The sequence below is a fragment of the uncultured Gimesia sp. genome, assembly GCF_937919775.1.
GTDB lineage: Bacteria > Planctomycetota > Planctomycetia > Planctomycetales > Planctomycetaceae > Gimesia.
On sequence record NZ_CALFPF010000122.1, the window covers coordinates 1 to 12,239 of the forward strand.

Consider the following 12,239-nt stretch of genomic DNA (forward strand, 5'->3'; position numbering starts at 1 on the left):
CAGAAAGCGCGTCCCGCTTTGATGGAACCGATTGTCAAAATTGAAATTCTGATTCCGGAAGAAAATGTCGGGGATATCAGCAGCGATCTTTCCAGTCGTCGAGGGCGCATGGAAGGGATGCAGGTTTCTTCGGGTGGCTATGAAATTATTCAGGCCCGGGTTCCGTTGTCGGAAATTATGACCTACGCCCGCACGCTTTCCAGTTTGACGGGAGGGCGGGGCAGCTATGATATTGAATTGAGTCACTATGAAATGATCCCGCCTAATGAACAGGCAAAGATTATTGAACTGCTCAACAAAGCGAAAGAATAACCCGTCGCCCGTCCGGGCTGATGGAAAGTGCAGACAGTGAGTCATCTGCAGAAGTGGGGTTTTCATTTCTGCAGATGGCTAACAAGTCGCTGGTGATCAGATCGCGATTATTCGTTCTTTTTCTTCCGAGGCCGGGTGAGTGGCTGGTTCCACAGTTTCAATTGTTTTTTGATATCATCCAGAGACATCGGCACCGGAGAAAGTTTGATTTCTGTCTCGATATCATACTGCTCGCTGGTGACTTTTTCGTCCAGGCGGTCGATTTCATCTTCCAGACTTCGCATCCAGTCAGGCACATCAATTCCCGAACCGATGGTAGAAGCCAGATAACGTTCAATCTCGTCCTGCAGAATCGAAAACGCGGCAGAGTCTTCATTTCCACTGCGAGCATCTTTCATCGCACGGGGAACCAGCGCCATCATGCGATTTACGGCCAGCGGTTTGACAAAACGTTCATTCAGATGGTCTGAGATCAACGGCAGATTGATTTTATATTCCGATTCCGTCTGTTTCAGTTTCTTCAAATGTTTTTTGGCCATCTCTTCCGAATTCGCTTCGAAGACGGCTTCCCAGATCAAAGCCGACTCATTGCGATCCTGTTGGGCGAGAACTTTGTGGGCAATCAGTAAAGGGACCATTTTCCAGTCATCGCGTTCATAGGCGGCTTCGATGCGCAGAAAGTCCAGCAGACTGTAAAACATTTCGCCATAATCTGACTGAGTGGTCGTGCTGTTGTATTCCACGAAGCGGTCAAATTTATCGACAACAGATTCGAAGATGACCTTGAGATTGGTCACGGCTTCCTCCATGTCGATGTTGCCCTCTTCAAGATCAGTCAAGAGAGCCATCGGTTGGGCAGGGTCCTGAATTTCGACCAGATAATTCAGGTACTGTTCGATGCCGTTGTGCAGAATGGCCCGCAGATTTCCCAGCGTCAGGTATTGGGCGTGGAACAGGTCGGCCCCATAGAGTTCGATAAACTGTCTCACTTCCTGCCAGACAAATTCCTGGTTCAACGCTTCTGCACTGGAAAGTCGCATCGTGCGGCTGTGCTTTAACCATTGCTCTCGATATTTATCGACGAGTTTTCCGGCAATGTCGATCAACTTTTCATCATCGAGTTGCTCGGTCTCCCAGGAATGCGATGACCGGATGATGGCGGAAAGAGAACTTCTCAAGGCTGTTCGGAACAGACGATCAAATTCACTGACGGCAATCCCTTCGGGACGTGAGCAGCGTTCCATGCGATAGGCGGTTTTCAATAACTGCCAGGTTTCACGCAGCAGTCCCAGGCAGGGGAGTTGCGACAGCAGAAAACGGAGAATCATCTGTAACGACCGCACCTTCAGCACAATATTCGGTTTGCCTCCCTGATCAATGGGAGTATACAGCAGAGGGGTCTCCGCAATGCTGTTCAGAAATGTGGGGAATTCTTTTCTTACCAGATCGATATCACGTCTGAGCACGCCGCGATAGATGGGGACGAGCAACCTCTCATTTTCAGACAGCTCTGATTCCGCCTCAGATGGTGGCATCGTTGAGAGCAGCATTAATCGTGCAGAGCGGCAATTCACAGTCGTAATAATGATGGCATGCATCAAATAGTATTTCGTCTGGAGCTGCAGATCATATTCGATGTTGGAATCGTGATCGCCGCTAGGCTTGGGGATCTGATATTTCCAGATGGAATTGAGCAGCACCACTAATTCCTGTTGCAGGTGTTCGGTGTGGTGAATCCAGCCATGCATTGACTGTCTGGTTGCCAGATCAAACGGGGAAAACTTTTCCGCAGGTGCGGGCATGCCAGCGTCACGATCTGATTGTGTGATCTCTGCTTCACTGAAAAAGGCAGCCGACAATTGCCAGAGTTGAGAAAGAGTGTTCAGGAACTTGAGTCGCGGTTCCAGTTGCCGATTGATCGACTCGATTTCCGAATTACTCGAAGAGTAACCGGAGTCCATCATTTCGCCTTGAACGCCATCGTCGGCACTGTCGCGAAAGGTAACATTTTCATAAGCGGCACCGAACAGGGAATCTTCTTCGTCTGGTTCTTCCGGATCAATTTCAAACGGATCTTCGATTTCTTTTTCGGGTACTGGAAGAATGGCATCGAAGTGAGGCACCGTCCAGTAATCGGCGGCATTGGCTTCCAGATAATCGAACATTTTACGAATGGAATAACTGTTCGCTGAGATCGAATCGGCATCAACCTGGGATGTGAGCTGCCGCATCCATTGCAACAGAACGGCGTGGATCGAATATGGCCCTGATTCAAGACCTGTCTGATCGACCTGACTGAGCCACTGCATGATCAGTCCGATGGCAGCGACATGATCCCGTTTTTGCAGGAGCGCATCGACGGTGAGTGCATACGCTTTGGCTGACTCAAACCGATCCACGTGTTGTCGCCAGAATGAGATGTCTCCCACGGCTTCGCCGCCGTTTTTCCATTCCGTCAAAATTTGAGAAACGTGTGCCGCCGATTCGAAGGAATCCTGCCCGTTGACGTGAGGCAGATCTTCCACTGTGATGGTCGCATAGCGGTCCCATTTCTCGGCCAGTTTTTGAAAACGATCGGAAATTTCCAGTTTCAGCGGATTGTTTCCCTGAGCGGCAGCTTCACTGAGGGTTGCTGAATAGGCGGAAAAAATCTCTTCCATCAGATCGAGCAGTACTTCGCTGCGCTGATCGGGGATACTGTCTTCTCGGGAGATGAACAGCGGGAATAATCCCTGAAATCCCAGAATATTCCAGGGATCGATCAAGGCACCGCATTCGATGCCTCTCGTCAGATGCTCTTCGATTTCGGGAATGAGCTTCCAGGCCTGGTCCAGTTCATACCGTTCTAAATGGAGGTGGACCATTGTAATCCGCCATTGGATCTCACATTCAAATCGCACCGAAGTACAGGGAATGACTGCCGCTTCGCACCGGGCCGCAGTGGAGAAACCCATCCGCGCATAGATACGTGAAAGCTGCCGGTGCTGCACCTGCTGTGCGCCATAGCGTGCCAGATGTAAATTCAGGTAATGGCGAATATGTCCAAAGGGCTGCTGCGACTGTTTTGCTTCTTTCGCAAGCCGCTCTGCACGTTTTCCTGTGGCCGATGCCAGCAGGCGGTTGTAATAGTCGTCCCGCTGGCGGGCGACTTTCGGCAGTAGCGAAGTTAAACTGGTATCACCGGAATGGGTATCCGGCCCGGCCCCGCTGATGGAGGAAGCCATCAGCATCGTACCACTTAAAACCGCGGCGGCATCCTGCAGTCGTTCCTCAAAAGGAATCTCTTTATTTTCGTCAATCCAGGCTAACAGCGAGTCGAGAATTAATTTTCGGATGACGAAGCGGCGATAGTATCCCTGATTGTCGATGACATGGGGGTCCCATTCACCGAACATGTAGTTGGTGCGTTTGTTAACGGGATGCAGGTGGTCGTGCGCCCGCAGATCAATGGCGATTTCATCCATTTTATCCAGTCCGAAGTGAGCCTGATATAACAGGTCATTCGGAGTGGTTTGCAGGGTTTTGATTGTTTGTTCTATCAAGCGCTGATATGGACCAGCGGCAACGCCACACTCGTGAAAGTAGAGCGGGATCGGCCGGAATTTTTCATGCGGATAAACCTGCATCTGCCGACCATTCTCGAGTACAGCGACAGGGCGGAATCCGACAAAATCATTCAGTTTATCAATCGTCGCTGAAACGATCCGTTCGCTCGGTTCCCACGGGCCTCCCTGTTCGAGCAGCGCTTCAAAAAGGACGGCCAGAAAATAGGGCTGCAGAAAGTCCTGCTCGGGAACATGAAACAGCAGGTCCCGGTGATGCTGTCTGTATTGCGGCAGACATTTCTGAAAACCGATCCGGAGCACATTTTCTGCCTGCTTGATTTCCTGAAAAGCCCCGGTGGTTCCTTCGAGTTCTTTTAAGTGGGTTCTCAGTAGTGATTCAAGTATGGCCGCCGTGGGCTGGTGAGCCAGTTCAGAAAAGAGCTGATTCCAGTTATAGCGAAATTTGGGGTCTGGTTTTCCATTGGAGAAATTCAGATATCCCAGAATCTCCCGTGTGATGAGCTTATCAACCGTGGGCAATGAGTTCTGGGCCGGTTTTTGATTACGCGATGCATTCATATTGGCAAACGTGGATGGTGGAATCAGATAATAGATAAAGACGAGATTATTTTGATGCTCGTCAGCAGTAAAACAGCCTATTTCCTCGTTGAATAGTCCAAATGGACCGAATCCCTGAATCAATTATCCTTTTTAACGATCTGCGAACAAAAATGCATCCAGCTTGTAAATACTAACTGCTAATTTCGAAACAGTTTACCGATAATTGCTTCCTCAGTATCCTCTCCTTGATTATACCGAATCGAGCTAGTGTTCGCATGGATAATTTTGAATACTTCCGGCTTCTCAACCTGATACCGAAGTTTTCTTCAACTTGATTATCACAATATGACGATTATACCGAATATGCGTATGACTCAGGCGAGTTTTATTGTGTGCCTTTCGATCAATGGGATCAAGGCTAACGTTAGTGGGTCGCCATTGGCAGGAGGATTTCCTCACCCGCCAGGCGGTGATATTCGTGGAGCGTCAATTATTTTCAGGATCGATGAAACACAAAGAGTTTGAGTCTTTTTGAGTTTCGCGTGGTCTATTCCTGAATCCAGGCTTTGGCAAGACACGCGTGCCTTTAAGGATGTGAACAGACAGATGGAACACTTGGAATCACTGCCGGAAAGTGAAAAAGAAGATCACTTCTTGAACTGGTCGAAAGCAGTCCTCAAATCTCCGCTTTTTTGGGGAATTGGTGCGACATTCGGTTTTTATGCCCTGATTCCGTATCTCCCTGTATACCAGTCACTCATTGAACGCTATTTTTGCAGCCACCCTCTCGAATATGCGACAGCAGGGTTGTTCTTCATAGGCATGTCCATCATCGGAGTGAAGGGCATGGGCATGCTCAGTCAGAAAAAGTCTCTGTCGGAAACAAAAATTGACTGGGAAACGATCGGCGAAATTGAAAATCTGAATGATCGAATTGATGTATTCGCAGAACAGGTTCAGTCGCTGCCAGGTTGGATCGGCGAGACTTATCTCGGCAAAAGACTGCAGGATGCGGTTTCCTATGTGAAAAGCCGTCATTCCGTCAAAGATCTCGATGAGCATTTAAAGTATCTGGCAGAACTGGCTGGCGAGCAGATGCACGCCAGTTATTCACTCATTCGAACGATTACCTGGGCCGTTCCCATTATCGGGTTCCTGGGTACGGTGATCGGGATTACGATTGCGATTGCGAATGTCACACCAGATCAACTGGATACCTCACTTTCCGAAGTGACCGGCGGTCTGGCGGTGGCCTTTGATACCACGGCGCTGGCATTGGGGCTTTCTCTGATTCTGGTCTTTTCCACGTTCATCGTGGAACGCATGGAACAAAAGCAGCTGGAGCAGATTGAATTCTTTGGAATCCAAAATATAGCCTCCTGTATGAGCGTGATTGAGAGTTCGGTCAGCCCGCTGGAGTCAGCAGAGCTGGAGGCCGCTCAGCAACTGGTGCTGCGGACAGAAGAGATGATTCAGCGACAGACCGATCTCTGGCAGAACAGCCTGGAAGGGTTACGGAGCCGCTGGTCGGAGATGATGGAGCGGCAGCAGGTGACTTTTGACAATTCCATGCAGGAGGGAATGTCAACGACGCTGGGGAGTCATTCTTCACAACTGGAATCGCTGCGGAACGAATTCTTAACCGCCTATCAGTCAACGACGGAACAGATCGAATCGATGCTCACGCGCTGGCAGGAAAAACAAAAAGAATCAAACAGCCGATTCTCCACGCATCTGGCTCAGATCTGGAATGAGGTCCATCAGGATGTCATCTCAGCTCAAACCCGTCAGACTTCACAGATAGAGCAGGCCACAAAAGAGATTGCCGGCGAAGTCAGGCAGTGGAATCAACAGTTAAAAGATACTTCCGAGGTTTCCACTTTGCAGATTGAAGCGTTGAATTCGCAGAGTGAAAACCTGTTGAAAATTGTGGGTCAGGAAGAACATCTGGTGGGCTTGCAGCGAAGACTGGCTGAAAATCTGGATGCCATTCGTGCGACCGAAACGTTTGAAGAAACGTTGCACAGCTTGAGTGCTGCGGTGCATTTACTGACCGCGCGATCCAGCAGGAGTAATGCTGCCTGACAGCAAAATACGGATGTTATGATTCTCAACAATTTCATTATGAACGAAGTCAATTCCCCGGTTTAATTCATGAGCAGACATGGTCAGGAAGCACGTTCGGTATCGCTATTTCCATTCTTAGCGGTTCTCATTTGTGCGATGGGGGCATTGATCTTCCTGTTGGTGGTCACAACCCGCCGCATCCGTCATCAGGCCGTCATGCAGGTTCAGAAAGTGAGTGTGGAAGAAATTGTCGAAGCCGACTTCTTTCCTCCGGTGTTGTTTGCTGCAGAGATCGTCGAGCCGGAAGAACCGGCGCCGATCATCACAAAAGTGGAACCGCCTGCGGTCATTCCCGAACCTGAGCCTCAGGTGATCAATCTTGCTGCGGAACACGAGGCTCGTTTAAGAGCGTTGAGTTTGCAGAAAGTGAAAAAACTCGAACATTTGAAATTGCAGAATCTGAATCTGATCCGGTTGAAAAACGAGTTAAGTCAATCCGCGGGCAAATTAACCGAGACCAGACAGCAAATTCAGTCGCTGCAGCAAAAAGACGAAGAACTCAAGCAGAAAATGGATCAGGTCAGTCAGCAGAAATTGCGCGTTGCTGAAATGCTTCAGGAAGAATTACGAGCACTGCAGGAGAAAAAACAGTCCCAAAAGACAGCCCGCAGTAAATATTCGGTCGTGCCCTATGATGGGCAAACCGGCACGGCCAAACGGCCGATTTTAATCGAATGTACTGACGCCGGACTGACGTTTATTCCGGAAGGCATTACATTAACCCCCGATGATCTCAAGGAATTTACCCCCGGATACAATCCGCTGTTGGCTGGCACGCAGGCATTATTTCAATACTGGAAGACCAAAGAGGAGCAGTCCAGTCAGGAACCGTATGTCCTGATTCTGGTCAGGCCCAGCGGAAGTGTGGGTTATTATGTCGCGCGAAAATTATTAAACAATCTGAATCTCGATTCGGGTTATGAGTTGATTGATGCTGACTGGGAATTTGAATTACCAAACAGCGATCCGATTGCAACTCAGATTTGTCGGGACGCCGTGGATCGCGTTTTAAAAGAACGTCAGAATCTGGTAACACAGCTCCATCAACCCCAGGAGGGTTCAGGGGGCGGTGGTCGCAGATTGCAGTTTGATGCGCGTACCGGCATGGTACGTGTGATCGAACCCGAGGAAGAAGCAGGCACGGGGCCCGGTTCAGCCAGTCTGTCACAAAAACTCGCAGGAAAAGGAAATAGCACGGCTACCGGCGAATCTCGGTTTAGTGATGTTTTAACGCCGCGACAGCAGATGACGCGTGCAGAACATCTGAGGAAGGTTGCCGATCAAAAACACATCGTCTTTAAAGAAGGTACGCAAGAGGGTGCCTCAGAACAGCGCGGCCTCAATCCCGGAGATGGTGCCGGAACGGCAGAACAGCGGAATGCGGCATTCAAAAATCTCCCCGGTAGTCGGCAGGAGGCTGAGGTTTATGATCTTGCCGATTTAAGAAAAGAGCAGGGGGGGAGCGGAGATAAGAACTCAGGGCTGAAGCAGGCAAAGGTCATCAGCCGTGAGCAGCTGGATGAAATGGCAGAACAGCATCTGGTTCCACTGGACGGTTCACGGGAAAAGAGAGTCGCTGACGCGCAAGATCAACAGCGCCAGCCTGGATCCTCTATCCCGTCATCAGAGAATCGAATCATGGAAAATTCCTTCTTGAAAGAAGAAAACCAGACTGGATCAAGTCGTTCAAAGCAGCAGGAACAGGCCAACCGTTCTCAGTCTCAACACAGTCCGGAACGGCCTGCCGCGGGACAATCCGCTTCAGGAGCAGGGAACGCGAGTTCGTTATCGCTCCAGCGCAGTAAACGTGCCAGCGCGCATGCAGAGATTGAATCTTCAAATAACAGACAATGGCAACCACAGCAGTCACGTTCAGGAATCGGGTTTGAGAGAGAAATTACCGTCCAGGTCGGGTCGGATCGCATCATCGTGGGAGAAGACAAGCTAATCAATCTCGATCAGGGAATTTCACAGGATGAATTGTTACAGTCCATGATCGCGGTGATGGATCAATATGTGGAGGCCTGGGGCCCTGCACCGAAAGGCTTCTACTGGGTGCCAACCATTCAGTTTACTGTCAGTCCGGGGGGCAATCAGTATTACGAGCGGTTGAAATCATCAGCCCAGAAAATGGGACTTCAGACACAAGCTAAATTTACCTTAGATCCTCTTCCGGTCTCTTCCACGCTCTCATCCGAGAGGGAGAAATAATATGGGCCGCCGCGCAACACAGGGAGAAGTTGGTTTTGGTTCAGATTCTTTTCTGGATATCGTTGCCAATATTGTCGGGATTCTGATTATTTTGATTGTCATTGCCGGTGTCAGAATGAGTCAGGCTCCGGTGACTGTGGTTGATACTCAACCAGCGAATCCTCCACAGCCGCAAGTCATCGACGTTGATTTAGCAGCGTTTCCCCCCAAGATCGAGGTCGACCCTCCCATCCGGAAAGCACCTGCCCTGGTTCGGTCACTGCCGGAGCCTGAGCCAAAGCCGATTCTTCCGAAACAGCCGCGCATTATTTATCAGCAACCATCGCAGGAATTGCTTGGTGAAGTACAGAAACTGGAATCGGAATTGACCAGCCTTGATCAGGCGATGCGGAGTCGAGAAACCGGTGCGCAGGAACTTCTACAGCAAAAACAGGCTATTAGTGGAGAAGTACAGACACTGGCTTCGCAGATTGATCAGAAAAGTGATCGCCTGGAACTGCATTATCAGCAGTTGTTAAGTCTGGTCGATTCGAAACAGGAAGCACAAAAAGAACTCGAGCGCGTTGTGGCTCAAGCCCGTCAGGTTGCCGCACCGCGCGAACAGGTCAAAGAGCTGAAGCATCGGCTCACCCCCGTCAGTCAACTGGTGACAGACAGGGAGTGGCACTTTTTGCTCTCTGAAAATAAAGTGTCTTATGTGCCGATTAACGAGTTACTCGCTGATCTGAGAGATCAGGTGATGAAACGAGGAAGCTGGCTGGCCAAGTATCGGGAACATCATGGCAGCGTCGGTCCGATTCGCGGATATACGATGAAATATGTGGTCGAGCGACAGGCACTCTCGGCGATTGATCAGTTAAGGAACGGGGGGAGCGGCGGTTTCCGGGTAGGAGTCACCAAGTGGGAAATTGAAGCTGATGCCGATGTGCAGTCCGAGAGTCAGGAAACTGCACTTCAGATTCAGTCGCAGTTTTATCAGGCATTAGCAGATATCGGGACAGGTTCCACGCTCACGCTCTGGGTTTATCCCGACAGTTTTGAACTCTATCGATCCTTGCAGAAGCATGCGCATTCTCTGGGTTATCAGGTCGCCGGTCGTCCTTTACCGTTTGGTGTCCCGATTGCAGGCTCTCCGGCAGGAACCAGATCTGCCGGGCAATAACGGCTGGTTAATACAACAGGGTTGCCAGCTTTCTGCGGTAGGTGCCGGTCAGAGCCGACTGTGGTCCCAGCAGATCAAAGATTTTGAGCATGGTTGATTTGGCTTCCACTCCGGCCCCGGTTTTGTCCTGTTCAATGATCGACAGACAGATTTCGAGCGCCTCTTCATGCTTGTTTGAAACGGCTAATGCATCTGCCAGTAAAATCTTTAAATCAGCGTTTGCGGGATCGGCCGCCAATGCAGCTCTGGCTGCTTCGACTCCACCAGCTTCATCGGAAGCCGCCTGAAGTTCGAGCTGTGATTTGATCTGTTCTGCTTCGGGTTCCAGATAGCCCCGTTCTTCCAGCTCATGGATGATTTTAGTGCATTCATCAAAGCGAGACTGTTTTACCAGTACGGCTGCGATCCGTAATTTAATCGCATCGTTTCCGGGATCAAGGTCGAGTGCCTCGCGATATTTGGTTTCCGCCAATGCCGGATCGGTCGCTTCCGCTGTCTGCGCTTCCTGCAGCAGGATCTGAAGCGGGGATGGGATGAACTGGGAGATCCATTCTCTCAATGTTTCTTCAGGCAGCAGTCCCTGGAAATGATCAACGGGCTGCCCGTCTTGAAAGGCGACCACTGTCGGAATGGACTGCACTCGAAACGCAGCCGCCAGCCCCTGTTGTTCATCGATATTGATTTTGGCCAGACGAAATTTGCCCTGGAATTCTGCGACGAGTTTATCCAGCAGCGGAGCCAGTTGCTGGCAGGGTCCACACCAGGGAGCCCAGAAGTCAATCACGATCGGTGTCTGTTCCGACTGTTGGATGACCTCTGTTTCAAAGTTTTCTTCCGTGATATCAGTGATCCATGCAGAGTTTGCAGACATTCATTGATTCCTTGATTGGTTCACCTGTTTGGATTTTTTGTTCTGCGCTGAAGGCTCAGGCCGTGGGAACTGTAAGCTGGCAGATCGCCCATTGCCCGAAGTTTTCTTCGACTTCAATCTGTACCGATTCAATTTGGCTCGAAGCATCCGATCCTATCACAGTCATCAGTTGTTGGCCAATCCAATGCGCGATTAATTCTGCAGTCGTATTTTTAACTGGCAGTAAGATGCAATCTTCACTGGGAAAAACCCAGCGTCGTTTTTCAAAGGTTGCCTGAATTTCGCCATTGTCTTCCGCGACTTGAATCAGCGGGTGTTGTGTGGGCAGCAGGACGCGGTGATCCAGCGCGTCAACCGTTTTCTGTAATTGATCCCTTAATGCGATGAAGTCAAATACATAACTGTTTTCATCCAGCGGCCCTGTTAATTCCGCAGCGACTCTCCAGTTATGACCGTGCAGACGCTCGCAGATATTGCCATTGAATGTGATAAAGTGCGCCGCGCTGAAAACCAGATGGTCTTTGGTGACGCGTACTTTATAGCGGGACGAATCAGTCATGGTTTGGTATCGTTCTCAGTTCGTGTTCAAATTTCCGGGGAATCTGTTTCCTGATTGTACTGAGATCGGGGGTGGGAATAAAACCATCCCGCATCGCGACAAACAGGGCCGCTACAATCAAGTCTGCCGTCGTGCCGGGATTGCGCTGATTTCCGTGCTGACGCAACCACGCGTCGAATTGGGAAAGGCCAGTCGTGAAATCGTCTGCATACAAAACGGCACGGGCATGCAGCGCGGACTGCTCAGCTGCTGCGAAACCGCATTTTCGTGCGATCAGGGTGTCAGGGAAATCAGACATCAGTCGAAGCTGCAGGTGAATGATGGCTGCTTCCCAGTCGGCACACTGATTCCATAATTCTTTCAGTACGGGCGCTGCTGTGCCGACGGTGATCCGAAAATTGTTGGCGTATTCGCTGGCAACGGAATCGCGGCCGGCAGCCAGATACATGACTTCCCGCAGCGTTCCCGTGGACTCCGCTGAGACATCTTCCGCTTCCGTTTTTCCCAGGCCTCCCGGCCTGGCAATTCGAATTGCGGCATAGACTTCTCTGGCATCCTGAATCGTTAACTGATTCAAAACCGGCTGAATGCCCTCTTCAATGGTTGTTTCTAAAGGAACTGCCGCCAACGGGGCCAGTAATAAAACCATACCCAGATTCGAATTACTGGGGATGACCTTCTGAGTTTCGCTGATACATTGCCTGATGACGGCACCGATATTGTGTGAATCTGTGTGGGCCAGCAGAGGTGCAATCACGGCCGCCGATTTCAAAAAATCGGGGTAGGTTAAATCGGGAAACGAAGACTCGGGATGGACGTTCCCCGGTTTTCTGGCGGTTGCTTCCATCAGGCAGGCGAGGTAGATCCAGTTTTCGAGTTGTCGATTATTTT

Annotated in this window: 7 protein-coding genes and 1 pseudogene; 4 read left to right on the forward strand and 4 right to left on the reverse strand. The window is 50.3% G+C overall.

What is annotated here, in order from left to right; all coding sequences use genetic code 11:
* Positions 1-312, forward strand: a pseudogene (locus tag Q0294_RS03335) (elongation factor G); the annotation flags it as partial.
* A 107-nt stretch (positions 313-419) separates the two neighbouring features.
* Here Q0294_RS03335 and Q0294_RS03340 read toward each other — a convergent pair.
* Complete coding sequence (locus tag Q0294_RS03340) at positions 420-4,559, reverse strand: hypothetical protein (protein ID WP_299460910.1); 4,140 nt, start codon at positions 4,557-4,559, stop codon at positions 420-422.
* Between the two features lie 465 nt (positions 4,560-5,024).
* On the opposite strand from Q0294_RS03340, the gene Q0294_RS03345 reads away from it, so the two are divergent.
* From Q0294_RS03345 to Q0294_RS03355, 3 genes are all read left to right on the forward strand, one after another.
* Positions 5,025-6,503: a MotA/TolQ/ExbB proton channel family protein gene (locus Q0294_RS03345; protein WP_299460912.1), complete on the forward strand. Its 1,479-nt coding sequence runs from the start codon at positions 5,025-5,027 to the stop codon at positions 6,501-6,503.
* Positions 6,504-6,572: 69 nt separating this feature from the next.
* The gene (locus Q0294_RS03350; protein ID WP_299460913.1) at positions 6,573-8,756 is read left to right on the forward strand and encodes a hypothetical protein; all 2,184 of its coding nucleotides are present in this window, start codon (positions 6,573-6,575) and stop codon (positions 8,754-8,756) included.
* A 1-nt stretch (position 8,757) separates the two neighbouring features.
* A complete protein-coding gene (locus Q0294_RS03355; protein WP_299460915.1) occupies positions 8,758-9,918 on the forward strand; it encodes a hypothetical protein in 1,161 nt (386 codons plus the stop codon).
* Positions 9,919-9,925: 7 nt separating this feature from the next.
* Here the strand turns inward: Q0294_RS03355 and trxA are convergent, their stop codons facing one another.
* The 3 genes from trxA to Q0294_RS03370 form a co-directional block, all read right to left on the reverse strand.
* The gene (trxA, locus tag Q0294_RS03360; RefSeq protein WP_299460917.1) at positions 9,926-10,789 is read right to left on the reverse strand and encodes a thioredoxin; all 864 of its coding nucleotides are present in this window, start codon (positions 10,787-10,789) and stop codon (positions 9,926-9,928) included.
* Between the two features lie 55 nt (positions 10,790-10,844).
* Positions 10,845-11,348 carry a 6-pyruvoyl tetrahydropterin synthase family protein gene (locus Q0294_RS03365; protein WP_299460919.1) on the reverse strand — a complete coding sequence of 168 codons (504 nt, stop codon included), beginning with the start codon at positions 11,346-11,348 and terminating at the stop codon, positions 10,845-10,847.
* Positions 11,341-12,239 (reverse strand): triphosphoribosyl-dephospho-CoA synthase (locus Q0294_RS03370; RefSeq protein WP_299460920.1); only part of this gene is annotated, 899 nt, incomplete at its 5' end. The genes Q0294_RS03365 and Q0294_RS03370, both read right to left, overlap by 8 nt.

What these genes read in the sequence shown, in the direction of transcription:
- Q0294_RS03345 (WP_299460912.1), top strand. Translation starts at nt 5,025, where the DNA reads ATGGAACACTTGGAATCACTGCCGGAAAGTGAAAAAGAAGATCACTTC.
- Q0294_RS03350 (WP_299460913.1), top strand. Translation starts at nt 6,573, where the DNA reads ATGAGCAGACATGGTCAGGAAGCACGTTCGGTATCGCTATTTCCATTC.
- Q0294_RS03355 (WP_299460915.1), top strand. Translation starts at nt 8,758, where the DNA reads ATGGGCCGCCGCGCAACACAGGGAGAAGTTGGTTTTGGTTCAGATTCT.
- trxA (WP_299460917.1), bottom strand. Translation starts at nt 10,789, where the DNA reads ATGTCTGCAAACTCTGCATGGATCACTGATATCACGGAAGAAAACTTT.
- Q0294_RS03365 (WP_299460919.1), bottom strand. Translation starts at nt 11,348, where the DNA reads ATGACTGATTCGTCCCGCTATAAAGTACGCGTCACCAAAGACCATCTG.